This window comes from Acinetobacter sp. WC-323 (assembly GCF_000314615.1).
Classification (GTDB): domain Bacteria; phylum Pseudomonadota; class Gammaproteobacteria; order Pseudomonadales; family Moraxellaceae; genus Acinetobacter; species Acinetobacter courvalinii.
In genome coordinates this window covers 1-25,709 of the sequence record NZ_AMZS01000029.1, presented here as the reverse complement: position 1 = coordinate 25,709, position 25,709 = coordinate 1, and the positions used below count along the sequence as shown (strand labels likewise).

The window sequence follows — 25,709 nt, the reverse complement described above, 5'->3', positions numbered from 1 at the left end:
TTTGCTGCTCTTTTTATGATTGCTCTAAACTCAGTTGGTTTTTTCAGTCTGATAGGTCACTTGATAATCATTGAGATCCATATGTTTTAAACGTTGCTTCAACTTTTTCAACGACCACGGCCACGCAGCAAAGTTACGACCATTGGCATCCAAATAGTAGCTCTTGCATCCACCGGCATTAAACACGGTGGTTTTAAGATGTTTCTGTACCAGTTCATTATGCTGTTTAATCACTTCCGGTTTAATGTTCAGTTTGGCAATGCCTTGGTCTCTGATTTTAAGCAGACCATCAACGATATAATCCAGCTGAGCTTCAGCCAGACCGATAAATGAATCATAAACCAGTACATTAGGCCCCAATACCAAGAATGCATTCGGCACATTTTCAATGCTGGTACCCAAATAAGCTTCTGGCGAACTGCTTTTCCAGAGATCATTGAGTATCTGGCCTTTTTCATTGGTCACACGTTTGCCAATTGGCGGATGCGAGACTTCAAAACCTGTGCCCCAAATGATTACATCCACATCATGACGTTCACCATTTGCTGAAACAACGGTATTGCCCTCGACCTTCACCAATCCATGTGGAATCAGTTTGGTATTCGGTTGCTGTAAAGCAGGATAATAGTTGTTGGCGAACAATAAACGTTTACAGCCAATGGTAAAGTTCGGCGTCACATTTTTACGGAGTTCAGGATCTTCAATCTGGAAGCGTAAAATCAGTTTGGCCAATTCGCCTACCGGTTTTAACACCGCTGGATTACGTAAACCAAAGTTAATGGCATTCAGAGACTGGGCGACTGTTTGACGCCAAGTTTTTTGGATCAGAGGAAACTTCTCAATCAGTGCTTTGCTAACATCACCCAAGTCAGTATCAGGTTTTGGTACCACCCACGGTGCTGTACGCTGGTACACATACAGCTCTTTCGCCAAAGGTTGAATCTGCGGTACAAACTGAATCGCGGAGGCACCCGTGCCAATTACTGCAATACGTTTACCAGTCAAATCATAATCGTGATTCCATTTGGCTGAATGGAACATTTCACCTTTGAAGGTTTCCAGCCCTTCGAGTTTTGGAATTTGTGCTTCGGTAATCGGACCTGTGGCAAAAACCACAGTTTTAGACAGGTACTGGCCTTTATTGGTGTCCATCACCCATAAATTACGTTCCTTGTCCCATGCAGCATTCACTAGTTCCGTACCAAACTCGATTTTTGAACTAACGCCAAAATCCTGACTAACTTCTTCTAAATAGCTCAGAATTTCAGGTTGGCGAGCAAATAAATGACTCCATTTGGCACTGGGCGCAAATGAATAGGAATATAGAGCCGATGGCACATCACAGCCACAACCCGGATAGGTATTCTCACGCCAGGTTCCACCGACACGTGTCGCTTTTTCAATGATCTTGTAGTTACTATAACCCACCTGATCCAGACGAATGGCAGTCGCAATCCCTGAAATACCTGCACCCACAATGAAGGTGTCATAAATATGTTGTGGGAGTGCCTTTCCTTCAGCTGAGTTTAATTTTTTTGCTTGAGCTGTCATTTAAAATGTCCTTTGTATCATGTAGCTGAAATAAGTGATTACCCACAGGTTCTCTCTTCATTTCATTCATTCAGTTCTTTTGCCTAATCAGGGTTATTTTATAAACCGGTATGATGTACCTAAAAATTTTGCATATAAATTTGGTGCAGTACGTTTCATCAGCCAGAATAACTTGGCATCGATTTGTGGAATGGTATAAAGCTCGTTTTTATCCAGACGGTCCAGCGTCAGCTTTGCAACCTTGTCACTGGTGGTAAACGCCAAATTGGTCAATGCATAGTCAAGAATGCCTTTATGTGGTACTTTGCCATTCTTGATAATGTTGGTTGGTACCAATGTTGGACAAAGTACATTTACCTTGATGTTATGTTTACGAAGCTCGGCAGAAAGCGTTTCCGATAAGGCACGCACCCCCGCTTTAGTCACGTTATAGGCTGTCATTTCTGGTGCTGCGGTATACGATGCAGCAGATGCCACATTGATAATCGCGCCACGTCCTAGCTGTTTAAACTTCGGCACAAAATAATGGCAGCCATGAATTACGCCCCACAAGTTAATATCAGAAACCCACTTCCAGTCTTCCAGTGAGGTTTCATCAAACTTGCCGCCTAAACCCACGCCAGCATTATTGATGACCAGTGTGGTGGGATGTTGCATCAACTGCTCGGCCTGCTCTGCCAGCTTTTCTACTTGCTTGGCATTACCAACATCACATTTCACTGCAAACGCTTTCGCGCCTAAGGCTTCAATCAGCGCGACCGTTTCTTTGGCCGCATCTAAATTGATATCTGAACACACCACAGTACCGCCACGTTTCGCCAGTTCGAGCGCAAAACTACGACCAATCCCGCTTCCTGCGCCTGTCACCACAGCAAATGCCTGTTGGCTTGGCTTGGCTTTCTTTGCAAATAATTTCATCATTGTTTTTCCAGCAATCTCGTATGAACTTGAACCAGGTTATGCAGAAGCTGTACGCACAGGCGGTACAAACTCTTTAAGAAAATAAGGACTTAATAAACCCGTTTCAGGATTCAAGAGACGCTCTTTGTAGTATTCCATATACGCGGTCGTATCATGATCATTGGGATGAAAGCTTGGACGCAGATATTCCAGAATATGCATAAAGCTACTTCCAAATACGCCACGCTCGCTACCAAATAACAGCGCAGTACTCTCGACAATATCTTTCATATAACGAGGATTAATCAGGTTGCTTGGCTTACGTATAAATGGCATCAGATAACCACCCAGTGAAACACCGCCTAAAATCGTCAAGCTGGCCAACAGGAAACCTATGATCCGGAGCCAGTAATCACCTGATAATTCCAGGAACACATCATAGGCAATATCTTTATGCTCTGACTCTTCCAGCATGTGCCACATCCACATGGCCCGTTGTCTTTCATCTTGTGACCCAAGCAAATACTCTTCATGCTGCATCATAAATTCAGCAAGCACAGCCGTGTAATGCTCAATGCCTGCCATCAACGATAACTGTAAAGACTGTGGTAGTTTATAGATGCCATAATCAAAAACCTTGCCAGCAATGGCACGTAGCAATTCGACAGGATAGCCATTTTCTTTCAGCACTTCATCATTAAATTGATTATGGATTTTTGAATGAATCGCCTCTTGCCCAATCAGTGAGGTCAGTCTTTGTTTCAAGACAGGATCTTCAATAAAATCACGGTGATGACGAGCTGTTTCGATCACTACATCTTCACCAAAGGTCAAGAAAATAGACAAGGCATGAAAGTAAGATGTTGCAAGTTCTTTATTTAAGAAAAACCGCTCATCAAGTTCAGAAGGGTTAAACTTAAAATCAAAATGACGAATCGGAATCGGTGATTTACTCGCCAGATTTTGAATAATCCCTTGATATTTGGTACTGAATTTATCTGAAAAAACATGACGAAGAACTTGAGCGACCATATCTCGATCCCCTAAAACTGCATTACAACTTAAAAGGCTTAGCCAATTTGTATATCTCTACATACAGCGACTGGATAAGATGGTTTGTTTGCATAGTGCATGACGGCAATGTAGGCAACAAGAACCAAACTGCTCATCACACGCTGAGCTTTTTTGCCAACTCAGCAGGCAATGATCTACCTGCTGTGCCTGCTTTATTGCGCATTAAGCGGCCTGAACTTTAGGCGTAAACTCTTTTACAAAGAACGGATATAAGGCACCACCCTCTGAAAGAAGTTTCTTTTCGTAATATTCGAAATACGCAGATGCATCGTGATCGTTGGGATGGAAATCAGTACGTAAATAATCGAAGATTCGGCCTTGCGTACTTCCAAAAACACCATCTTTGGGACTAAAAATCAGCTTCACGCCACGGCGTGCATCTTTCCAGAATTTTGCTGTCAGCATTTCCTGTGGCCTACGTAACACCGGCACCAACGTAGCTGAAAATGGAATCAGACCGAGAATGGTAAAGTACGCGAGGAAGAACCCTGAAATACGCAATGCATAGTTGCCATTCAAGGTTTGATACACATCGTAGGCCACATCTTTATGCTCGGATTCTTCCAGCATATGCCACATCCACAAAGCACGGGTTTTAGCATCATCGGAGAAATAGAAATTCTGCTCATGCGCCATCATGTATTCTGCTAACACCGCGGTAAAATGCTCGATTCCGGCCATCAGCGAAAGTTTTAGCGGTTGTGGAAATTTCAGGAAGATATATTCAAAGAATTGCTCGCCCAGAAAACGGTACAGTTTTACCGGATAATCAAGCTCAACAATTGCATCATTAAATTCATTATGTAATTTTGAATGAATCGCCTCTTGTCCAATCAAGGAAGTGACGCGTTGCTTTAAGATCGGATCTTTGAGTAAGTCACGATGATGGCGTGCTGTTTCAATCACCAGATCTTCGCCATAAGTTAAAAAGACTGACAGGGTGGCGAAAAAAATTGTGGCAAACTGATTATTCATATAGAAGGATAAATCAACTTCCTTCCCTTCAAATCCGATTGCCAAATGACGAATTGGAATCGTTTTTTTACTCGCAAAATCAATTTGCTCAGTGATGGGATTGGATTTAAACAAGCTTAAACCTTTCCTTAATGTGTTGCTAATCATGGCTACACCTATCTGGTTACTTGAGCGTCATTTGCCCTTTTACATTCTTTTCGTCTGGTTCATCTCTTTTCAACGCTCCCAACTGCTCGGGAAGTGTGAAAAAATATTCGGGAGATTTTTTTAAACCTGATCCTGATACAAAACAACTGTAAACCGATCTTATGTTCGGATTCAATTCGGGTATTTTTAATCATTATTTATCGAAACTTAGCGCAGCATTATCAAAGAAAATTCGCGCTGATAAGATTATTGGTTTATTATAAAATTGTTATTTTCAATATAAATATTAATAATTTAAATAAAATATATAAATTAATTTTTTCTAAAAAATGTATACCCATTTTTTAAAAATACTAATTCATTACACTCTGACCAATAAATATTAAAAAGTCGTAATTTTATTTGTTCGGATTATGGGGCTGGCTCTTTCATGCTCTTCCAGCTCATGTTAATCTGACGTTATGTTCGGATTTCAACAATAATACTTTATGGCTACACGTAAACCCCGCCAGTCTCGTTCCAAAGTGACTGTCGATACAATTATTGAAGCAGGTTTTATTGCAGTTGCCACTAACGGTACCAGCGGCACCACTACACGACACATTGCCGATATTGCAGGTGTCAGCGTCGGTTCACTGTATGAATATTTCAAGAATAAAGAAGAAATCTATGATGCCATGGCCAAAACCTTTGTCAAAGAGGTTCTGGATATGGTCAAAGAGCTGACGCCTATCATTATTGAACAAGAGCTGGAACCTTTATTCGAGATGATTTTTTATACTTTCCGGGACCTGCTCACCCGTGATGATGACCGTTATCTGATTTGCCTGCGCTATGCGACAGAGCTCAAATACGAAAAGTATATCGGCCAGATCGAGATGGCGTTAATGGAAGTGCTGATGAAATACATGATTCGCCATCCGCGCTATTTAAAAGTGAACAATCTTAGTGTGACAGCATATATCAGCATTAATAGCAGTATCTTTAATGTGGCACGCCACCTGATCTTACCGAATCCGCAAATCAGCTTTGATGAAATGGTCAAAGGTCTAAGTACCATGATTATTAGCTATATAGAAGCAGAGCTAGCTAAGGCAGAGTCTTAACCGGCAAGTGAATCGTAAACACACTATTATGAGCAGGATTGCTGTATTCAATGCGACCGTCATGCGCAATTACAATCGCGTGCACAACCGCCAGCCCCAGTCCTGTTCCTCCAAACTCTTTATTTCTGGACTGTTCCAGTCTAAAGAACGGATTGAATAAATCTTGCTGATATTGTGCTGCGATACCCGGACCTGCATCGGCCACCTGCAAAATCCAGTTTTGCGGGTCCATTTTTAAAGAAATGCTAAGTTTTCCGGCATCGGCATAACGGATTGCATTATCAATCAGGGCCATTAATACCTGCTCGATACGACGACGGTCACAATGCACCTGAATAGCAGGAATCTCAAGTACGGGTTCGATCTGTGCCTGTTGTAAACGTTGCTCAAACAGTTTTAATACTTTTTCAGTCAGTGCTTTAAAATCAACCATTTCATAATTTAACCTGAGTTGCTGGTTTTCAATCAGACTTAAGGTTCGCAGGTCTTCGACCAGATGAGATAAGCCTTCCACCTGACTGAGCAGGCTTTTAAACAAGGCTTCATCCGGTTTAAACACCCCATCCAGAATACCTTGTAAACGGCCCTGCAAAATGGTAATCGGTGTCCGCAGCTCATGCGCGATGGCTGCATTCCAGACCAGTGCATTTTCAACCGAACTTTCCAGCTTCTGCGCCATGTTATTAAAATTATGCATCAGTTCCGCAATTTCAGTGGAATGAATGTGACGGTCATCTGCTCGCGCAGAAAGATTTCCCTGACTGATCTGCTTGGCCGCTTCGGCAAGAAAATTAATGGGTTTAATAAAGCGCTGAGCCAGATGCATGCCGATAATGATGGAAATGACCCCACCACAAAAAATCACCGTCGATAACCAGATCCAGTCAATAAAATGAAATTCGGTCCAGTCTTCCTGCAAGGAGCTTAAAGTAATCCAGCCGACATCTATGGCATAGTTATAGATCAAATAACCCATCAGCACGGAAAAAAGCGTCACACTTAAGTTGACAATACTTAAGGCAATAAATAGCTGCTTGCTAATACCCGATTTGTTTCTCATGCCGACTTTCCCGGTTCACCCGCTTTGTTGCTGTGTCATGATACGCTGTTTTTTTTCATGCTTTACACACTTTTTCCACACTTTCATGATCCTTTCTCCTCATACCTGCCGAAAAATAGCAAAATTGAAAATTGTGTAAATGTGGTACTCATGCTGAATCAACAACTGAATCTGCGTAAAAAAATAGGTTTTATCCTTTTGGCGATGGTCGGGGTTTACTGGATTGCCTTTCCGATTGTCCCTTTTCTGGATATTCCGCACAAAGCACTGGTCATGACCACAATGGCAATTGGTGGTGAAATCCTGTTATTGATCGTTATTGCACTATTAGGTAAAGAATATTGGGACAGAATCAAGACTGGATTTAAACGACTGTTTTCGACGTTTAAATCGCATAAGCCAAAACCTGATGATTTGAATTAAAAAAACCGTACACAGTCAAAATATGCTCACTGCGCAGGGTGGTCCAGTCGATAGCCGACTCCGCGCACATTGATCAGCATATTTTGCAAACCGTGTTCTTCCAGTTTCTTCCTTAATTTACTGACATGACTGTCCACCGTCCGTTCCAGCGCATCGCTGTCAGGCAAGCAATGATTCATCAGCTCCCCGCGGGTAAAAACTTTATAGGGCTGATCGATCATCAGCAACAGGATCTTATACTCGGTCAATGTGAGATTGAGCATGATTTTTTTGTCCTGCTGACGGACATAGACACTGTGTAAATCCGAGTGAATCTCAATATTCTTATAAAGCAGATTTCTATTTTGTGCCTGTTGATTTTGTTGAGCCCTTCTCAGCACGGCTTGCACACGTGCCACCACCTCATTCGGATTGAACGGTTTGACCACAAAATCATCTGCACCAATGCGCAGGGCCATGACTTTATCAATATCCTGATCCAATGCGGTCAGCATAATGACGGGCGTTTGGGCTTTCTGGCGGATTTTGCTCAGCACTTCCCAGCCATTGAGCTCAGGTAATTTAATATCCAGCAAGATCAGGTCAATCGGGTGCGATGCATGGATTTCAATGGCTTGCTTGCCATTCATGGCACGGAGTACCTGCATACCTTCGCGTTTTAAGTAATGCTCAATAATATCACCAATATCATACTCATCTTCTACGACGAGAATCTGCTTATCACGGCAATCAAAAGAAAATGAGGCTTCAAACATGAATCAGTCATCGGATAATTTCAATCTCTTTCAATCATACGCCGGTTTATCTCCGGATCTCCACACTTTTTCCACACTTCACCGATGGTCGTTACACACAGCGCGAAAATAATAGCAGCATCAAAAACTCCCAAGGTTTGGACAGCATGCAAAAGCAGCTCTTACTTCCATTATTTTTATCCATCGGACTTGTACTGCAAGGTTGTGGTTCCGAGCAGGCAAAACCCGCTGAAACACCGCCTGCCAAAGTCAGCATTTTAAATATCCAACCGCAATCGGTGAGCTTTAGCGAGAACCTGCCGGCACGTGTCCAGGCGTTCCGGACGGCAGAAATCCGTCCTCAGGTGGGCGGCATTATTGAAAAAGTCTTGTTCCGACAAGGCAGTGAAGTCAAAGCAGGACAAGCACTTTATAAAATTAATGCCGAAACCTTTCAGGCCGATGTAAACAGCAACAAAGCCTCGCTGAACAAGGCCGAAGCTGAGGTCGCACGTTTAAAAGTGCAGCTGGAACGCTATGAACAGTTATTGCCAAGCAACGCAATCAGTAAGCAGGAGGTCAGTAATGCCCAAGCTGAATACCGTCAGGCCTTGGCTGATGTCGCCCAGATGAAAGCGCTCCTCACCCGTCAGAATCTGAACCTGCAATATGCTACGGTGCGCGCCCCGATTTCGGGTCGTATTGGACAGTCATTTGTGACCGAAGGTGCTTTGGTCAGCCAAGGTGATGCCAATACCATGGCAACCGTACAGCAAATTGATAAAGTCTATGTCGATGTAAAACAGTCGATTGGTGAATACGAACGTTTACAGGCCGCGCTACAAAGTGGCGAGTTGTCTGCCAATAATGAAAAAACTGTACGTATCTCCAATAGTCACGGACAAGCGTATAACGTCACGGCGAAAATGCTATTTGAAGACATCAATGTGGATCCTGAAACCGGGGATGTGACCATCCGGATCGAAGTTCAGAATCCTGAAAGAAAATTGCTACCCGGCATGTATGTACGTGTCAATATCGACCGTGCTTCTATCCCGCAAGCATTATTAATCCCGGCACAAGCGGTACAACGCAATATCAATGGTGAACCGCAAGTCTATGTACTCAATAGCAAAGGTGCAGCAGAGATGCGCCCTATTGAACTGGGACAGCCCTATGACCAGTTTTATATCGCCAATAAAGGTTTAAAAGCCGGTGATAAAGTAATTGTAGAAGGTATTGACCGTATCCAGCCGAATCAAAAACTTGAGATTAGCAACTGGAAAGTCCCAGCAGCACAGGGAGCTCAATGATGATGTCACAATTCTTCATTCGCCGCCCTGTATTTGCATGGGTGATTGCGATTTTTATTATATTGTTTGGACTACTGAGTATTCCGAAACTCCCGATTGCCCGCTTTCCAAGCGTGGCGCCGCCTCAGGTCAATATTAGTGCCACTTATCCGGGCGCGACACCCAAGACCATCAATGACAGTGTTGTCACCCTGATTGAGCGGGAATTATCCGGCGTAAAAAACCTGCTGTATTACAGCTCAACCACAGATACCTCGGGTACGGCAGAGATTTCGGCGACCTTTAAACCCGGTACAGATGTTGAAATGGCACAGGTGGATGTTCAGAACAAGATCAAGGCCGTTGAAGCGCGTCTCCCGCAAGTGGTTCGCCAACAGGGTTTACAGGTCGAAGCCTCTTCATCAGGCTTCCTGATGCTGGTCGGAATCAACTCACCCAAAGGACAATATTCAGAAGTTGACCTGAGTGACTATCTGGTCCGTAACGTGGTGGAAGAACTGAAACGCGTTGAAGGCGTGGGTAAGGTTCAATCCTTCGGTGCTGAAAAAGCCATGCGAATTTGGGTTGACCCAAACAAACTGGTGTCTTATGGCCTATCCATCAGTGATGTCAACAATGCGATTCGCGAGAACAATGTCGAGATTGCCCCTGGCCGACTCGGTGATCTCCCTGCGTTAAAAGGCCAATTGATTACCGTGCCCTTGTCTGCTGAAGGCCAGCTCGGTGATGTTGAACAATTTAAGAATATCAGTCTTAAAAGTAAAACCAGCGGTAGTGTCATCAGACTGTCGGATGTTGCCAAGGTTGAGATGGGGTCGCAGGCTTATAATTTTGCAATTTTAGAAAATGGTCAACCCGCAACAGCGGCTGCAATCCAGCTCAGTCCGGGTGCCAATGCAGTGAAGACAGCCGAAGGGGTCAGAGCCAAGATTGAAGAGTTAAAACTCAACCTGCCTGAAGGCATGCAGTTCAGTATTCCTTATGACACGGCGCCTTTTGTTAAAATTTCAATCGAAAAAGTGATTCATACCTTACTGGAAGCCATGGTACTGGTTTTCATCGTGATGTATCTGTTCTTGCATAATGTGCGTTATACCCTGATTCCGACAATTGTTGCCCCCATTGCCCTGCTGGGTACCTTTGCGGTCATGCTCATGGCAGGCTTCTCGATTAACGTACTGACCATGTTTGGTATGGTGCTTGCCATTGGTATTATCGTCGATGATGCAATTGTGGTAGTGGAAAACGTCGAACGGATCATGGCAACCGAGGGGCTTCCACCCAAAGAAGCCACATCCAAGGCCATGAAGGAAATCACCAGTCCGATTATCGGGATTACCCTGGTCTTGGCTGCAGTATTCTTGCCCATGGCCTTTGCCAGTGGTTCGGTCGGCATCATCTATCAACAATTTACCCTGACCATGTCAGTGTCGATTCTGTTCTCGGCATTATTGGCATTGATCCTGACCCCTGCGCTGTGTGCCACCATCCTGAAACCGATTGATGGGCATCATCAAAAGAAAGGTTTCTTTGCCTGGTTTGACCGTAGCTTCGATAAAGTCACCAAGAAGTATGAATTGATCCTGCTGAAAGTGATCAAGCATAGTCTTCCAATGATGGCGATCTTTGTGGTCATTACCGGTCTCACCTTTGCAGGCATGAAGTACTGGCCAACTGCCTTTATGCCAGAAGAAGATCAGGGCTGGTTTTTGACCACCTTCCAGTTACCTTCCGATGCCACGGCTGAAAGAACCCGAGCTGTGGTCAACGAATTTGAAAACAGTTTGAAAGACAATCCGAACGTGGAAAGCAATACCACCATTATGGGTTGGGGCTTTAGTGGCGCAGGCCAAAACGTGGGAATGGCGTTTACCACACTCAAAGATTTTAAAGAGCGGACGTCAAGTGCCAGTGAAATGACCAATGCGGTTAATGAAACCATGGCACATAGTAAAGAAGGTGCAACCATGGCGGTGCTTCCACCGGCCATTGATGAGCTGGGGACTTTTGCCGGTTTCAGCTTACGCTTACAAGACCGTGCCAACTTGGGTATGCCTGCACTTTTAGCTGCACAAGACCAGCTCATGGAAATGGCAGCCAAAAATAAAAAATTCTATATGGTCTGGAATGAAGGCTTACCACAGGGCGACAATATTTCTTTAAAAATTGACCGTGCAAAATTGAATGTTCTCGGTGTGAAGTTCTCCGATGTTTCCGACATCATTTCAACGTCAATGGGATCAATGTACATCAATGACTTCCCCAATCAGGGACGTATGCAACAAGTGATTGTACAGGTTGAAGCCAAATCACGGATGCAATTAAAAGATATTTTAAACCTGAAAGTGATGGGCTCAAATGGACAGTTGGTGTCTCTCTCCGAAGTGGTCACACCACAATGGAATAAAGCACCACAGCAATATAACCGCTATAACGGTCGCCCATCGTTGAGTATTGCCGGTATTCCGAACTTTGATACGTCATCGGGCGATGCCATGCGTGAAATGGAAAACCTGATTGCCAAATTACCGAAAGGCATTGGCTATGAATGGACCGGTATATCCTTACAGGAAAAGCAATCTGAATCTCAGATGGCATTCTTGCTGGCCCTCTCCATGCTGGTGGTGTTTCTGGTACTTGCGGCACTTTATGAAAGTTGGGCCATTCCGCTTTCAGTGATGCTGGTCGTGCCTTTGGGGATCTTTGGTGCCGTGATTGCAATTATGTCACGTGGACTGATGAACGATGTGTTCTTTAAAATTGGCCTGATTACCATTATTGGTTTATCCGCCAAGAACGCCATTTTGATCGTCGAATTTGCCAAGATGCTGAAAGAAGAAGGCATGAGTTTAATTGAGGCCACAGTTGCCGCAGCCAAACTGCGTTTACGCCCGATTCTCATGACTTCACTGGCCTTTACCTGTGGGGTGATTCCCTTGGTGATCGCTTCAGGGGCAAGTTCAGAAACACAGCATTCCTTAGGGACAGGTGTATTTGGCGGCATGATTTCCGCGACGATTCTGGCAATCTTCTTTGTTCCCGTGTTCTTCATTTTTATTCTGGGCGCAGTTGAAAAGCTGTTTTCCTCGAAACCAAAAGATCCATCTTAAATGATAACGAGCAGAGGGAATCAACGGATTTCCTCTGACTCCTCCTCTGTATTTATCCTCATCTTATTTGGAGAAGACCATGTCTAAAGCGACTGTCTTATCTCGTGGCTTACTAGTGTCTACGCTTTCAATTGCCCTAACGGCATGTATGAATCTGCAGGCACCCCAACCTGTAATTCAATCCGATATTCCACAAAAATTTTCTCAAACCACAACTGGAAATTCAATTGCCAATTGTGGTTATCAACAATTTTTTTCTGATGTACGTTTATTACAAGTGATTGAAATCAGTTTAAATCATAATCGTGATTTACGTACTGCGACACTCAATATTCAACGCGCACAACAACAATATCAGATCAGCAAGAATGACCAGTTACCGACCATCGGAGCAACTGCTAGTGCGCTACGACAGGTCAACCCTGCTGTGAATCCGAATAATCCTTATTCCACCTTTCAAGTCGGTCTAGGGGTAACCGCCTATGAACTGGATTTCTGGGGCCGTGTACAAAGTTTAAAAGATGCAGCACTGAATCATTACCTTGTCACCCAGAGTGCCAGAGATGCGACTCAGATTAGTCTGGTGAGTCAAGTCAGCCAGGCATGGTTGAATTATGCCTTTGCCCAGGCCAGTTTAAATCTTGCTGAGCAGACCCTAAAAGCCCAGCTTGATTCCTTTAACCTCAACAAAAAACGTTTTGATGTCGGAATTGATAATGAAGTCCCGTTACGTCAGGCACAGATTTCGGTTGAAACCGCCCGCAATGATGTCGCGACGTATAAGACGCAGGTTGCCCAGGCACAAAACTTACTGAACCTATTGGCTGGTCAAACAATTCCACAAAATCTTTTGCCCCATCAAGCCGTAAAAACCATTAGTGCTGAAAGTCGCTTTGCAACGGGCTTAAGCAGTGATTTACTGAATAACCGTCCGGACCTTAAAACTGCTGAATATCAATTACGTGCTGCTGGAGCCAATATTGGTGCAGCCAAAGCACGTATGTTCCCCACCATTAGTCTGACAGGATCAGCTGGCTATGCATCGGCAGATCTAAAAGATTTATTTAAGTCAGGAGGCTTCTCCTGGTCAGTTGGACCAAGTATTGATCTTCCAATCTTTGACTGGGGAACGCGTAAAGCTAATATTAAAATTTCTGAAACTGAGCAAAAAATTGCTGTTTCCGACTATGAAAAAGCCATTCAATCCGCTTTTCGTGAAGTGAATGATGCCCTTGCTGCCCGTGCCCATATTGATGAGCGTTTGAGTGCACAACGCCGTTTGGTTGGTGCTACTGAGACCACCTATAAATTATCCACGGCTCGCTTTAGAGCAGGCATTGACAGTTACCTGACCGTGCTGGATGCGCAACGTTCTGCTTATACCGCCCAACAAGGCTTGCTCATGCTGGAACAAACCAAGTTGAATAATCAGATTGAATTATATAAAGCCTTAGGCGGCGGATTGTCTCGGTATTCGTAAACGCTTAAGTCTGTTATTGGGGCTGATTTTTGAATATTCAGCCTTTATAGTATGCAGGTTTAAATAAGAAAATAACCATTACCCCATGTTTACACTTTCGATTACCCCAAGATTCTATGAAACCGATGCTTTCGGGCATATCAACAATACCGTGATCACTGGCTGGTTTGAAACCGCACGCGAACCCGTTTTCCGTCTGTTTAATCCGGGTATGGAAATCAAAAATCTGCCTTTGATTCTGGCGCGTGTTGAAGTCGATTTTGTTGCCCAGATCTATTATGGTGCTGATATTGAAATCAAAACATGGATCGAGCATATCGGTAATTCTTCATTCGTAGTCGCACATGAAGCCTGGCAAAATGATCATTGCGTTGCCCGTGGCAAGGCGGTTCAAGTGTATTTTGATTTCAGCACACAAAAATCAGGGCGTATTCCTGATCAATTCCGTGAACAGTTACAACAATATCTGATCAGCCCATAAAACATTTACCGCTGAAATAAGCTGATTTATTTCAGCGGATTCAACTTATTCGCCTAAATCTTCGAGAAAATCAAAGGTCGGGACAAAAAATAAGCTGCCTGAAACAGGTGTACTGAAATCCAGTAAGCGGTCGACATGTCCGGTTTCTTTACCTAAGAACATATTTTCAAGCATGGTTTTGGTGATATTAAAAGAACGGGAATAGCCAATAAAGAAGGTGCCATATTCCCCTTCAGTTGGATTGGAAAATGGCATATTGGCTCTTAAGATTTTAAGCTCATTGCCATCAGCGTCATGTGCTTTACTCGCCACATTATGTGCACTTTGCGGTTTCACATCATCACCCAGCTCGACATCATCATATTTCTTGCGTCCAATAACTTTTTCCTGTTCTTCAGTGCTTAGACCTTTCCACATCTCCATGTTATGCAGGTATTTTTGGATAAATACATAACTGCCACCAATGAACTCGGCATCTTCTTGCCCGACATAGGCAATCTCTCTGGCAATTTCATGTTCAGGATTTTCAGTCCCATCGACAAAACCAAGAATGGCACGACCATCAAAATATCTAAACCCTTTGGTTTCACTAATTGGATAGGTATCTTGTTTTAATTGCTCATGCAAAATTGAGGCAAGTTCATAGCAAATCGCCATCTGGTTGGCACGGATATGAAAGAATAAATCGCCTGTTGTCGCTACCGCGGTATGTCTTGGTCCTTTGATCTCTTGAAAGGGTGCCAGCTCTTTCGGTTTATTTAAATCAGGGAATAGCAAATCCCAGGCATTTGAGCCAATTCCCACCGAAGCACTGAAATTACTATTCGGAAAACGATTGGTCAGACTGCGCACCAATGCGGAAAAATTCGCAAGGAAATCAATTACACCGGAATGATCTGGATTGGTATTGATGCCAAGTACGATAAATAAAGCATTTTCACCTGAAAGATTATTAATTACAGGCTGAGGTCTTAAAGGTATATTCATAATATCGGGGAATAAAAAAACTTAATGCTCATATCCTACACATTTTTTTAGATTTATTCTGTATATAACACAAAGCTCTCACCACGACAAAAACTGGCCAAAGTCAGATTTAATTGCTTGGCCATTTCTATCGCCATACTGGTTGGCGCAGAAATAGTCGCCAATAAGGCAATATTGTAGTGTGCACATTTACGAATCAGTTCATAACTGGCGCGACTGGTCATCACCACAAAGCCCTCGGCAACATTCAGCTTTTGCTCTGCCAAATGACCAAGTAGTTTATCCAAGGCATTATGCCTGCCGACATCTTCAAAGAGTGCCACGATTTGCCCTTGAACCACCCACGCTGCAGCGTGCGCGCCACCAGTGAGTTCAGTAATTTTTTGTCGGGCTTTCAGTTGAGCAATGGCATTTGGAATTTGCTTGAGCCACAAGGGCGAAACCTTGCTGCTCACCAATGGCAGGTCAGCATAAAATTGCTTTAAGCTCTCTATCCCGCATAAACCGCAACCAGTACGGCCCACCATCATTCGGCGATGTTGCTTAAGCGCCATAAATGCACGAGAAGAAATCGTCATATCAACCTCAACCCCTAATGCCGTATGATGAATTTCAAGAGAATACAACTCGTTTAGACTGTGCAATATCCCTTCCGAGAGACTAAAACCCTTGGCAAAAATCTCAAGGTCTGACGGCGTTGCCATCATCACGGCATGCGAGATGCCATTATAAATCAGCGCGACAGGATACTCCTGAACAATATAATCCATTTCATTTTCAGAATGATCCTGATGGAAACGATGCACCGGCACCGTTTCATAGCCGCGTGTTTTGGTATCCACAATTGACCTCTTTACTTAGATGCGCGACTAGACGCCACTCACCCGTTCATTGGCATGTTCAGGATCAACTGCAACCGCTAAGTTAAAATGCTCAGGCGCCTGACCTGCATGCAGGATCACCGGGATACTTTTTGATGCTGGAATTTTGGCATATTTATCATGACTGCCTAAGGCCACCAATGGATTGGTCTCTGGATAATAGGCGGCCAGACTGCCTTGTGGAATGTTATAAGGTACGATGCGGAAACTATGCACGATTCGTTTAACCCCATCCGAGAAGACACTTTCGATATCGACCCATTGATCAGCCTCAAAGCCTGCTGCATCAATATCCGCCTGATTCATAAACAGTACACGGCGCTGCCCGAATACACCGCGATAACGGTCATCCAGACCATATAAGGTGGTATTGTACTGGTCATGCGAACGTGTGGTCATCAAGGTATACACCTGCTGCTCGCTATAGGCAGCAGCATACTGGTTTTCTTTATCTTCATACACTTCGGACAATGGTGTAATCAAGAACTGTGCTTTGCCACTTGGGGTATTCCAGACATGCTGATTGGCTGGATGCTCTAAATGAAAACCACTCGGTTGATAAACCCGCTGGTTAAAATCATGGAATTCGTCAAATACCTCGGCAATCGAATCACGAATACGATCATAACTTTCAATATACCAGCGCCATTTCACCTTACTGTCAGGTAACGCGGCTTCAGCCATACGCGCCACAATATCGGGTTCAGACAAAATATTTTCAGAGATCGGTGGATTACGCCCTGCCGAAAGATGCACGTTCGACATTGAATCTTCTACTGAAATCGCTTGAGGGCCATGCACCTGTATATCTACTTCGGTACGTCCCAGACATGGCAACATCAGGGCGTCCTGACCACACACCAGATGGCTACGATTCAGCTTGGTGGTAATGTTGACGGTTAAATTACAACGGCGTAAAGCTTCTTGGGTATAAGGTGTATCTGGCGTTGCGACCGCAAAATTCCCCCCTAAACCAATAAAGACTTTGACATCACCTTCATACATCGCCTTGATGGTATCGACCACCCCAAAACCATGTTTACGTGGTGACTTGATACCAAATACACGATCAATACTATCGAGTAGCTTATCACTTGGGTTTTCATTGATACCCATGGTGCGGTCGCCCTGCACATTACTATGCCCACGGACTGGACACAGCCCTGAACCTGGTCGTCCGATATGTCCGCGTGCCAGCATCAGATTCGCCAGCATATGAATATTGGCAGTGCCGTGACGATGCTGGGTAATCCCCATGCCCCAACAGAAAATAGCCGTTTTTGCATCCAGATACATCTGGGCAATGGATTGTAAATGTTCAGGTGAAAGTCCTGTGTGCTTGTGAATTTCCGACCATTCAGTCTGGTCAATTTCCGCCAGCATCTCATCGAAACCGATGGTATTCATTTCGATAAAACTGCGGTCGAAAACGCTAGGCTGTCCTTTGGCAAGGGCTTGTTTATCCCATTCCAGTAAATGCTTCATCACCCCGAACATCAGCGCGTAATCACCGCCAATTTTGGGCTGGAAGTAATAGCGGCTGATCGGGGTACTGCCATTGGTCATCATTTCCAAAGGAGCTTGCGGATCTTGAAAGCGTTCCAAACCACGTTCTTTGATCGGGTTAATCGCAACGATGTTACCCCCGCGTCTTGAGACCTCTCTCAGGGTGGCCAGCATCCGCGGATGATTGGTACCGGGGTTATGCCCAAAACTAAAGATGGCATCCGCCTGATCAAAGTCATCCAGAATAACCGTCCCTTTACCTAAGCCAATGGCATCTTTCAAGCCCACACTGGTGGTTTCATGGCACATATTGGAACAGTCTGGAAAGTTATTGGTACCAAAGCTTCTGACGAACAGCTGATATAAAAAAGCCGCTTCATTACTGGCTCGTCCCGAGGTATAGAATGCCGCCTGATCAGGATGGTCTAAGGCTTGTAAATGTTTGGCAATTAGTTGAAAGGCCTCATCCCAAGAAATCGGCACATATTTATCCGTAACAGGATCGTAGCGCATCGGGTCGGTTAAACGCCCTAAGTCTTCAAGATAGAAATCACTCTGCTCGGCTAACCAGCTGACCGTATGCTGGGCAAAAAACTCTGGTGTCACCGTTTTACTGGTGGCTTCAAAGGCAACGGCTTTGGCACCGTTTTCGCAAAAGTTAAAGGCATGGGCATCTTTTTTCTCAGGCCATGCACAACCGGGGCAATCAAAACCGGTCGGCTGATTGATATTAAGTAAAGTAATCGAACCTTTTTTAAGGATATCCTGACGTTTGAGATTGCGTGCCACACTCAATAATGCGCCCCATCCACCGGCGGGCTGGGTATATGGCTCAATTCTCGCGTAGCCATTATTTTCTTGTTTATGAATTGATTGTTCTGAATGATCCATTACGTCGCCCTCAGCTGAGCTATTTTCATTTCTTACTGCTCTAGAAGTAACATGAATCTGCTGATTTTTCTATTCCAGATTTGTCTTATTCTCTGATCGTGAGACTGGCCAGCGCTATCCTGCTAGACAACGAATTAAACAAAAAGGTATTGGCACCGCTGGCTTGCCTCTAAGATGGATCAAGATTGAGCTCAGGTATGTATTGGGTTGAGCAAATTACTTATTGGCTGAACTGAGTTGCTGTGCTTCAGTGGTATTATGCTTTTGCTGCGACGGCATATAATCGGGTTGATTACTGACTGCCAGAAAGAAAAACACCAGAAATAAACAGCCGAGCAAAATACTGATACCCACTGCTAAATAGGGAAATTTGGATTGCTGTTGCGACATAAGGCCTGCTCCTGTTCAAAGATTAAGAAATGTTTAACCTTGTTTATATCGTGGACAAAACTTTAAAACTGGCACCATTTTGAATCCGGGTCTGCATATATTCAGCATAGACCGACAACTTCTCGAAAATGTGTTCGGAATAAAACATATCTTCAATCAGATGCGCAGCCTGCTGTTCGGTAAACTGGCCAATATTTGCCACCAATCTGGCATTCAGACTGGAAAATAAGGTACAAATTCCTTTATGGAATTCATCTTTATTTTTAAACAACAGTTGCCGCATATTGATCATGTCATGATTTACTTGAGGTATATCCTGACCGCTATCAATCACCGTAATTCTGACCTGTAGATAATCTTGCAATATTTTGAGCTGATGCATATCGATCGGCAGATGAATCACTAGAAAAATATGGGAAATATCTGTTCTGCACAGGGCTTTCACCAAACTCCGAAAAAGAAAATCCTGCTCATTTTTCGGATCATTCACCAGCTCGATATAAAGTTTTAAGCTATCAAGCACTTCTTCGATCTTGAGATGAATACTTTTCTCCGCCTGATAATATTGATTTAAAACGGTCAATACAGCAGCGGTGATGGGCGTGGTATAAATCACTGGCTGATTTAAATTGGCAATAATAAACGGCGCAAACACATAAGCCAGATGTCCTTCATTTTCTGCAATGGGGGCCTGGGCAATGTAGGTGACTTTTTCTTTAGAAAAATCTCTAAGCACCTTGCCTCTTAACAACGTTGCTTCAAGATTGACATATTCAAGTTGTAACTGTTCTTGTACTGATTGCGATGGTGCCTTGCCCTGAAAAAGCTGGGTCAATGCATTAAGCTCTGGGGTTATAAACATAATTAAACGCCATTCAGTCCGAAGTAAGGTCAGATAAACGACTTACAATGCTTGATCATTATTTAACACACTGTATCGTTGTGTATGCTATTTTGAATGAGCATCTTGATACTGAATAGCTACAGAATTTTGCTAAAAAAATATAACAGATTACTTAGCTCAAGCTTATCTGTTATAAAAAAACAAGAAGAAATTGTATCTACTCATATACAGCAGAACACGGGATGATGGATAAAACTTAAAAGGCTTTTAAATCCAACAAGAACAGTCACAAGGTTCTATGTATTTTCAGTCGTTTAAGTCCGTTCTTTCACATTTTCCTAGCGACTGCTTTACTCGTCTGTTATAGGAGAGGATATATGGATCTCGGTTTTACTGCCTTAGAATTAGCCCGAATACAGTTTGCCTTTACTGTTTCATTTCACATTATCTTTCCTGCCACCTCAATTGGTCTGGCCTGTTTTCTGGCCATGCTGGAGTGGAAATGGCTTCGTACCCAAAACCCGATTTATAAGGATCTGTTCAAGTTCTGGATCAAGATCTTTGCGGTTGCCTTCGGTATGGGCGTGGTCTCCGGTGTGGTGATGAGCTATCAGTTTGGAACCAACTGGAGTGAATTTTCCCGAATCGCAGGGAGTGTAACTGGCCCCTTACTGACCTATGAAGTACTGAGTGCTTTCTTCCTCGAAGCGGGCTTCCTCGGCATCATGCTGTTCGGTTGGGGACGGGTCAGTCCCAAGGCACACTTTTTTGCCACCTTGATGGTTGCCATCGGCACCTGTATTTCCATGTTCTGGATCCTGTCCTCCAATAGCTGGATGCAAACCCCGCAAGGATTTAGCATTGAAAACGGGATCGTGATTCCTACCGACTGGTGGGCGATTGTTTTCAATCCATCCTTCCCTTATCGCTTGGCGCATATGGCGGCGGCGGCATTTTTAGTCTCGTCACTTCTCGTGGTAGGTACTGCTGCATGGCATTTAATTAAAGGCCGTCGCGATGAACTGGTCAAAAAATCATTTTCGATGGGTCTATGGATGGTTCTAGTCACTTCATGTCTGCAAGTGGTGATTGGTGACAATCATGGTTTAAATACCTTAAAGCATCAGCCCGCCAAACTGGCAGCTATTGAAGGTCACTGGGAAACCAATCATAACGAATCCATGCCACTCTTGCTTTTCGCCATTCCAGACATGGACAAAGAGGAAAATCTGTATGAAATCGGAATTCCGCATCTCGGCAGCCTGATCCTGACCCACTCGCTGGATGGAAAAGTCACAGGTTTAAAAGACTTTGCAGCTGAAGACCGTCCCAATGCCACCATTGTGTTCTGGAGTTTCCGCGTCATGGTCGGTCTGGGCATGCTGATGGTACTGCTTTCACTGGTTGCTTTATGGCTGCGTAAAACAGGCAAACTGTATGGCACTTCATGGTTTCACAAGTTTGCTTTCGTCATGGGACCGGCTGGTTATATCGCCCTGCTTGCAGGCTGGGTCACCACTGAGGTCGGACGCCAGCCCTGGGTGATTTATGGCGTGATGCGCACCAAAGATGGTCTGTCGCAGACCGTTACCGCCGATCAGGTCGGCATCAGTCTGATTATTTTTGTCGGGGTCTATACCATCGTTTTTGGTAGCGGTATTTACTATATGCTGAAACTGCTGAAAAAAGGTCCTGAATTTATTGATGCCATTGAACATGAACCCGCAGGTCCGGGACATTTCAAAACACCGATGCGCCCACTGAGTGCTGTCGATGAAAGCATTGACGGGCAAGATCAAAGTAAGGAGAAACACCATGATTGATTTATCTCTGATCTGGGTCGGTATTATTGGTCTGGGCGTACTGATCTATGTGGTGCTGGACGGTTTTGATCTCGGCATTGGCATCCTGTTCCCCTTTATTAAAAACCGTGAAGAGCGCGATGTGATGATGAATACTGTCGCGCCGGTCTGGGATGGCAATGAAACCTGGATGGTGCTTGGTGGCGCAGGCTTATTTGCTGCTTTTCCACTGGTCTATTCCACCGTGCTTTCTGCCTTGTATATGCCAATTACCTTGATGGTGATTGCATTGATTTTCCGTGGTGTCGCCTTCGAATTCCGCTTTAAGGCTAATCGTACCAAGCATTTATGGGATCTTGCCTTTATCTGGGGCTCGGTCTTGTCCAGCTTCTTTCAGGGCGTGATTCTCGGGGCGTATATTCAAGGGATCCAAACGACCAATGGGATTTTCTCAGGCTCGGGTCTGGACTGGCTAACCCCTTTCGCACTGTTTACCGGACTGGGTGTGGTTGCCATGTATGCAGCACTGGGTTGTGGCTGGCTAATTATGAAAACAGATCATGAATTACAGGACCAGATGTATCGGTTAATGCCGAAGCTGATCATCCTGTTATTTGTGGTGTTTGCTGGCGTCAGTCTTTATACCCCGCTGACTCATCCTGAAATTGCAGCACGTTGGTTTGCCTTGCCAAATCTGCTGTATTTTAGTCCTGTACCGGTTTTGGTGTTGCTCTTTACTGCCTTGATTTTAAAAGCCTGTCAAAAGCGTCAGGATCTAAAGCCATTTATCTACACCTTGGCACTGGTGTTTTTGGCCTTCACCGGTTTTGTCATCAGTTTATGGCCGCATATTATTCCGCCATCAGTTACGATCTGGGAGGCAGCAGCCCCTGCTTCCAGTCAGAAATTTGCGCTGGTCGGTGCCGTAATTCTTATTCCGATCATCATTGCCTATACCATCCTTTCCTACTGGGTATTCAGAGATAAGGTCCGTGTCGGTGATGCAGGTTATCACTAAGGAGGAAGGTTGCATGAAAATAAACTCTCAGCATTTAAGTTCAACGCAATGGTTTATAATCTTATGGTTACTTGGATTTTTTGCACTCGCCATAATTGCTGGTCTATTTAGACTACTATTGATGTTTGCTTATTAGAACTAGGAACGGAGCAGCCTTTTTAACAAGGTTGCTCCGTTTATTCGGATCAGCCCTATTTTATGTATAAATCAGAACAGTTAGCGCATAACCTGAAACTTCTCATTGAAAACGGGACATGGAAGCCACATACCAAACTGCCATCTTTACGTGAACAGGTCCAGCGCTCAGGCTTTAGTCTCATTACCGTCATGAATGCTTATCAGGAACTAGAAGCACAAGGCCTGATTTATTCCAAAGAAAAATCGGGATATTTTGTCGCTGAGCACAATCATATCCAGATTCCGCAAGCCTATTCAGTGGTGTCTTTAAATCCCAAAATTGAAATTAACTCGCTGGTTTTTAAATATCTTAAATCGATTCAATCCAAACACGTCAGTCCCTTAGGCTCTGCTTTTCCAGACAGTCAGTTGCTCTATCCCCCCAAACTGATTCAGATCATGGGGCAACTTTCCCGTAATCGGCAGAGTTATGATCAAACCACCAATCTGCCACCGGGCAATTTAGCGCTCAGAAAACTGATCGCGCAACGCTATTGCATGCAAGGCATCCCCACGGAAGCAGATGACATTGTCATTACATCTGGCGGCTTAGAAGCCCTGAATCTTTCGCTGCAAGCGATTACGCAACCAGGCGATTATATTTTGTTGCAGCAAACCATTTTTTATGGAGCCTGGCAGGCTGCAGAGCGTTTAGGATTAAAGGTGATCACCATTCCTGAGCATCCGCAACATGGCTTTGATATAGAAGCTTTTGAACAGGTCATTAAAAATTATCCGATCAAAGTGTGCTGGTTTATGCTCAATGCACATAACCCGATCGGATTCACGGTCAGTGAGGAGATTAAATATAAAATTGCCAAATTATTGCATGAGCATCAGATCCATTTGATCGAAGATGATGTCTATGAAGAACTGTTTTATGGCAATCAAAAACCTTTGCCGATGAAGTATTTTGACCAGCAAAATCTGGTGCTGCACTGCTCTTCTTTTTCCAAAACCCTAGGTTCAGGTTTCCGTATGGGCTGGGTTTATGCAGGCAAATTTTCCGAGCATATTCAGCATCTACAGTTGATGAGCACCATTTCAGCCAATGCGCTGATCCAGAATGCACTGGTTGAGTTTCTCTCTCATCATCATTATGAAAAGCACCTCAGAACGCTCAGACGTGCTTTGGAGAAAAATAAAAAGCAGTTCTTTCAATATCTCAAACAGCATTTACCCAAAGGCTGTAAGGTCTACAATTATCCGAGTGGCTATTTTCTCTGGATTCAATTGCCCGATAAAGTCAGCAGTATGAAAATCTATGAACAATTGATCCAGCAACAGGTCGGCGTTGCCCCCAGCCCTTTATTTAATGTATTGCCTTCACATCAACATTTTATCCGTATGAATTGTTCTTTTGAATGGACGGAACAGATTGAACATGCTTTAGAATTGTTTATTAAATCGATTCGGGAGACAGTTTAGTAAGTGCTGCACACTTCATAAGTCTTGCAGTATCTAGCTTTTAACCAAAATCAAAATAAGGAAAGATCAAATAACTCATAACAGCCATAATAATTGAAATATAGCCTACTATTTAAACAACAAAGTCAAAATCAGAGCACACCTCAAATTTTAAAGAAATCCTATTTAAAAAAGTGCTCTATAGAATAACCAAGGAATAATAAGGACATACTTAAAAGACCCGACAACATGAAAAAATAATGAAGACAAAAAAACATTGGGTGATTTTTCAACAACTCTTTTAATTGAGAATCATCTATTTTGTGATATACGTTATTTCCATAAAAAGCTTTAAATGAAGTATCAAATTTTATATTTAATGTTTCCTTCCAATAAGCACTGGGCAACATACTCAGATAAAAAAAATCAAATGGTTCCATCAATCTTTTAAATTTTTTCTCATCCTTATATGGCTTTGTTGCACAAAGATTTGAAAGGCAAAGCGCCCCTAATTGAGCCAAATTTAAGGCGTAACTTGGGTAAGTGGTCGACCTAATTCCGTAAATCTGTTGAGGACTGCTACACGTGCATGAACCTCATTGACTTGGCTATCAAAGCTCCTTGCACTGAGTTTATCTCTTAATAATTTGATGCAGTGCATTTTAGTCTCAACCAAACTTCGGCGATGATAGCCTGACCATTTTTTCCATAGTGTCCTACCTAAACGTTTAATTGTTCGAAGTAATTCATTTCGCTCTAGCGAGCTACTCTTTGTATCTTTCCATGGTTTCGCATTTTTTCTAGGTGGAATCACCGCATGTGCTTGCCGATCTGCAATGACCTGACGGCATTGCTTGGTGTCATAAGCTCCATCGGTATAAACAGAGTCAATCTGCTCATCTTGTGGAATCTGATTAAGTAAATCACCAAGCACCTGTGAATCACAGACATTATTGGTTGTGAGCTGAATAGCGCGTATTTGTAGGGTTTTGGCATCTATACCAATATGTAGTTTACGCCATTGGCGACGATATTCAGCTCCATGTTTCTTGCGTTTCCATTCGCCCTCACCTAGAAACTTCATCCCTGTAGAGTCTACGAGTAGATGCAGCCCATCGCTACTTTTTTGGTAGCTGATTGCAATATCAATATGCTTTTGTCTTCTACAAAGCGTACTGTAATCTGGTGCGGTCCAATTTAATCCGCAAAGTTTAATCAGACTTTGCACAAAGCCAGTGACCATACGTAAAGATAGACGGAATAAGGATTTAATCATTAAGCAGCATTGGATGGCTGCGTCGGAGTAGGTTTGATTTCGCCCTTGTTTGCCTTTTGATGGAGCATACCATTGCGTAGCAGGATCAAACCAAAGGGCAATATTTCCGCGATTAATGAGTGCTCGGTTATATGCGGGCCAATTGGTTGTGCGGTAGATTTTGTGTGTAGGCTTCT

At 43.7% G+C, this 25,709-nt stretch carries 21 protein-coding genes; 9 read left to right on the top strand and 12 right to left on the bottom strand.

The window, feature by feature from the left end; genetic code table 11:
• Window positions 1-30 precede the first annotated feature (30 nt).
• From ACINWC323_RS14555 to ACINWC323_RS14570, 4 genes are all read right to left on the bottom strand, one after another.
• Window positions 31-1,551, bottom strand: a complete 1,521-nt coding sequence (locus tag ACINWC323_RS14555) for a flavin-containing monooxygenase (protein WP_009509681.1) — start codon at window positions 1,549-1,551, stop codon at window positions 31-33.
• Between the two features lie 93 nt (window positions 1,552-1,644).
• Window positions 1,645-2,469 carry an SDR family NAD(P)-dependent oxidoreductase gene (locus ACINWC323_RS14560; RefSeq protein ID WP_032881174.1) on the bottom strand — a complete coding sequence of 275 codons (825 nt, stop codon included), beginning with the start codon at window positions 2,467-2,469 and terminating at the stop codon, window positions 1,645-1,647.
• Window positions 2,470-2,508: 39 nt separating this feature from the next.
• Window positions 2,509-3,483 carry a metal-dependent hydrolase gene (locus tag ACINWC323_RS14565; protein ID WP_009509678.1) on the bottom strand — a complete coding sequence of 325 codons (975 nt, stop codon included), beginning with the start codon at window positions 3,481-3,483 and terminating at the stop codon, window positions 2,509-2,511.
• A 204-nt stretch (window positions 3,484-3,687) separates the two neighbouring features.
• Entirely contained in the window at window positions 3,688-4,647 is a 960-nt protein-coding gene (locus ACINWC323_RS14570; protein WP_009509666.1) for a metal-dependent hydrolase, read from the bottom strand.
• Window positions 4,648-5,135: 488 nt separating this feature from the next.
• Between ACINWC323_RS14570 and ACINWC323_RS14575 the strand changes: the two genes are divergently transcribed.
• Entirely contained in the window at window positions 5,136-5,753 is a 618-nt protein-coding gene (locus tag ACINWC323_RS14575) for a TetR/AcrR family transcriptional regulator (protein WP_005231043.1), read from the top strand.
• Here ACINWC323_RS14575 and adeS read toward each other — a convergent pair.
• Window positions 5,737-6,813: a two-component sensor histidine kinase AdeS gene (adeS, locus tag ACINWC323_RS14580; RefSeq protein ID WP_009509649.1), complete on the bottom strand. Its 1,077-nt coding sequence runs from the start codon at window positions 6,811-6,813 to the stop codon at window positions 5,737-5,739. The genes ACINWC323_RS14575 and adeS overlap by 17 nt on opposite strands.
• 150 nt (window positions 6,814-6,963) lie before the next feature.
• Here adeS and ACINWC323_RS14585 point away from each other — a divergent pair, with 150 nt between their 5' ends.
• Window positions 6,964-7,236, top strand: coding sequence for a transporter suffix domain-containing protein (locus ACINWC323_RS14585; protein ID WP_009509653.1), 273 nt, complete (start codon window positions 6,964-6,966; stop codon window positions 7,234-7,236).
• Window positions 7,237-7,262: 26 nt separating this feature from the next.
• On the opposite strand, the gene adeR is transcribed toward ACINWC323_RS14585, so the two are convergent.
• Window positions 7,263-7,991 (bottom strand): efflux system response regulator transcription factor AdeR, encoded by a 729-nt coding sequence (adeR, locus tag ACINWC323_RS14590; protein ID WP_009509651.1) that lies wholly within the window; start codon window positions 7,989-7,991, stop codon window positions 7,263-7,265.
• 146 nt (window positions 7,992-8,137) lie between these two features.
• Between adeR and ACINWC323_RS14595 the strand changes: the two genes are divergently transcribed.
• From ACINWC323_RS14595 to ACINWC323_RS14610, 4 genes are all read left to right on the top strand, one after another.
• Window positions 8,138-9,283, top strand: a complete 1,146-nt coding sequence (locus ACINWC323_RS14595) for an efflux RND transporter periplasmic adaptor subunit (protein ID WP_009509641.1) — start codon at window positions 8,138-8,140, stop codon at window positions 9,281-9,283.
• Window positions 9,283-12,393, top strand: a complete 3,111-nt coding sequence (locus tag ACINWC323_RS14600) for an AdeB/AdeJ family multidrug efflux RND transporter permease subunit (protein WP_009509677.1) — start codon at window positions 9,283-9,285, stop codon at window positions 12,391-12,393. Before ACINWC323_RS14595 ends, ACINWC323_RS14600 begins: the two co-directional genes overlap by 1 nt.
• A gap of 79 nt (window positions 12,394-12,472) precedes the next feature.
• The gene (adeC, locus tag ACINWC323_RS14605) at window positions 12,473-13,873 is read left to right on the top strand and encodes an AdeC/AdeK/OprM family multidrug efflux complex outer membrane factor (protein ID WP_009509664.1); all 1,401 of its coding nucleotides are present in this window, start codon (window positions 12,473-12,475) and stop codon (window positions 13,871-13,873) included.
• An 85-nt stretch (window positions 13,874-13,958) separates the two neighbouring features.
• Complete coding sequence (locus ACINWC323_RS14610) at window positions 13,959-14,354, top strand: acyl-CoA thioesterase (RefSeq protein WP_009509680.1); 396 nt, start codon at window positions 13,959-13,961, stop codon at window positions 14,352-14,354.
• A gap of 45 nt (window positions 14,355-14,399) precedes the next feature.
• Here the strand turns inward: ACINWC323_RS14610 and ACINWC323_RS14615 are convergent, their stop codons facing one another.
• The 5 genes from ACINWC323_RS14615 to ACINWC323_RS14630 all read right to left on the bottom strand — a co-directional run bounded on the left by ACINWC323_RS14615 (window position 14,400) and on the right by ACINWC323_RS14630 (window position 19,871).
• On the bottom strand, window positions 14,400-15,341 hold the full coding sequence (locus ACINWC323_RS14615; RefSeq protein WP_009509650.1) for a Dyp-type peroxidase: 942 nt from the start codon (window positions 15,339-15,341) through the stop codon (window positions 14,400-14,402).
• A gap of 53 nt (window positions 15,342-15,394) precedes the next feature.
• Entirely contained in the window at window positions 15,395-16,183 is a 789-nt protein-coding gene (gene fdhD, locus ACINWC323_RS14620) for a formate dehydrogenase accessory sulfurtransferase FdhD (RefSeq protein WP_009509672.1), read from the bottom strand.
• A 27-nt stretch (window positions 16,184-16,210) separates the two neighbouring features.
• On the bottom strand, window positions 16,211-18,619 hold the full coding sequence (locus ACINWC323_RS14625) for an FdhF/YdeP family oxidoreductase (protein ID WP_009509640.1): 2,409 nt from the start codon (window positions 18,617-18,619) through the stop codon (window positions 16,211-16,213).
• A 216-nt stretch (window positions 18,620-18,835) separates the two neighbouring features.
• Window positions 18,836-19,009 (bottom strand): cbb3-type cytochrome oxidase assembly protein, encoded by a 174-nt coding sequence (locus tag ACINWC323_RS20140; protein WP_005231060.1) that lies wholly within the window; start codon window positions 19,007-19,009, stop codon window positions 18,836-18,838.
• A gap of 43 nt (window positions 19,010-19,052) precedes the next feature.
• The gene (locus ACINWC323_RS14630) at window positions 19,053-19,871 is read right to left on the bottom strand and encodes a hypothetical protein (protein ID WP_009509654.1); all 819 of its coding nucleotides are present in this window, start codon (window positions 19,869-19,871) and stop codon (window positions 19,053-19,055) included.
• 359 nt (window positions 19,872-20,230) lie between these two features.
• Between ACINWC323_RS14630 and ACINWC323_RS14635 the strand changes: the two genes are divergently transcribed.
• The 3 genes from ACINWC323_RS14635 to ACINWC323_RS14645 all read left to right on the top strand — a co-directional run bounded on the left by ACINWC323_RS14635 (window position 20,231) and on the right by ACINWC323_RS14645 (window position 24,278).
• Entirely contained in the window at window positions 20,231-21,676 is a 1,446-nt protein-coding gene (locus tag ACINWC323_RS14635; RefSeq protein WP_009509673.1) for a cytochrome ubiquinol oxidase subunit I, read from the top strand.
• Window positions 21,669-22,673: a cytochrome d ubiquinol oxidase subunit II gene (cydB, locus tag ACINWC323_RS14640; RefSeq protein WP_005286769.1), complete on the top strand. Its 1,005-nt coding sequence runs from the start codon at window positions 21,669-21,671 to the stop codon at window positions 22,671-22,673. The genes ACINWC323_RS14635 and cydB overlap by 8 nt, the downstream gene beginning before the upstream one ends.
• A gap of 198 nt (window positions 22,674-22,871) precedes the next feature.
• Entirely contained in the window at window positions 22,872-24,278 is a 1,407-nt protein-coding gene (locus ACINWC323_RS14645) for an aminotransferase-like domain-containing protein (protein ID WP_009509659.1), read from the top strand.
• A 502-nt stretch (window positions 24,279-24,780) separates the two neighbouring features.
• Here the strand turns inward: ACINWC323_RS14645 and ACINWC323_RS14650 are convergent.
• On the bottom strand, window positions 24,781-25,709 hold a 929-nt coding region (locus ACINWC323_RS14650; RefSeq protein WP_009509646.1), incomplete at its 5' end, for an IS5 family transposase.

Bases quoted from the DNA above. Each gene is read 5' to 3' on its own strand.
- ACINWC323_RS14615 (WP_009509650.1), bottom strand. From the start codon at position 15,341: ATGAATATACCTTTAAGACCTCAGCCTGTAATTAATAATCTTTCAGGT.
- ACINWC323_RS14570 (WP_009509666.1), bottom strand. From the start codon at position 4,647: ATGATTAGCAACACATTAAGGAAAGGTTTAAGCTTGTTTAAATCCAAT.
- ACINWC323_RS14585 (WP_009509653.1), top strand. From the start codon at position 6,964: ATGCTGAATCAACAACTGAATCTGCGTAAAAAAATAGGTTTTATCCTT.
- adeC (WP_009509664.1), top strand. From the start codon at position 12,473: ATGTCTAAAGCGACTGTCTTATCTCGTGGCTTACTAGTGTCTACGCTT.
- ACINWC323_RS14575 (WP_005231043.1), top strand. From the start codon at position 5,136: ATGGCTACACGTAAACCCCGCCAGTCTCGTTCCAAAGTGACTGTCGAT.
- ACINWC323_RS14555 (WP_009509681.1), bottom strand. From the start codon at position 1,551: ATGACAGCTCAAGCAAAAAAATTAAACTCAGCTGAAGGAAAGGCACTC.
- ACINWC323_RS14600 (WP_009509677.1), top strand. From the start codon at position 9,283: ATGATGTCACAATTCTTCATTCGCCGCCCTGTATTTGCATGGGTGATT.
- ACINWC323_RS14610 (WP_009509680.1), top strand. From the start codon at position 13,959: ATGTTTACACTTTCGATTACCCCAAGATTCTATGAAACCGATGCTTTC.
- ACINWC323_RS14595 (WP_009509641.1), top strand. From the start codon at position 8,138: ATGCAAAAGCAGCTCTTACTTCCATTATTTTTATCCATCGGACTTGTA.
- ACINWC323_RS14625 (WP_009509640.1), bottom strand. From the start codon at position 18,619: ATGGATCATTCAGAACAATCAATTCATAAACAAGAAAATAATGGCTAC.
- cydB (WP_005286769.1), top strand. From the start codon at position 21,669: ATGATTGATTTATCTCTGATCTGGGTCGGTATTATTGGTCTGGGCGTA.
- ACINWC323_RS14565 (WP_009509678.1), bottom strand. From the start codon at position 3,483: ATGGTCGCTCAAGTTCTTCGTCATGTTTTTTCAGATAAATTCAGTACC.
- ACINWC323_RS14630 (WP_009509654.1), bottom strand. From the start codon at position 19,871: ATGTTTATAACCCCAGAGCTTAATGCATTGACCCAGCTTTTTCAGGGC.
- ACINWC323_RS14645 (WP_009509659.1), top strand. From the start codon at position 22,872: ATGTATAAATCAGAACAGTTAGCGCATAACCTGAAACTTCTCATTGAA.
- adeR (WP_009509651.1), bottom strand. From the start codon at position 7,991: ATGTTTGAAGCCTCATTTTCTTTTGATTGCCGTGATAAGCAGATTCTC.
- adeS (WP_009509649.1), bottom strand. From the start codon at position 6,813: ATGAGAAACAAATCGGGTATTAGCAAGCAGCTATTTATTGCCTTAAGT.
- ACINWC323_RS14560 (WP_032881174.1), bottom strand. From the start codon at position 2,469: ATGAAATTATTTGCAAAGAAAGCCAAGCCAAGCCAACAGGCATTTGCT.
- ACINWC323_RS20140 (WP_005231060.1), bottom strand. From the start codon at position 19,009: ATGTCGCAACAGCAATCCAAATTTCCCTATTTAGCAGTGGGTATCAGT.
- ACINWC323_RS14635 (WP_009509673.1), top strand. From the start codon at position 20,231: ATGGATCTCGGTTTTACTGCCTTAGAATTAGCCCGAATACAGTTTGCC.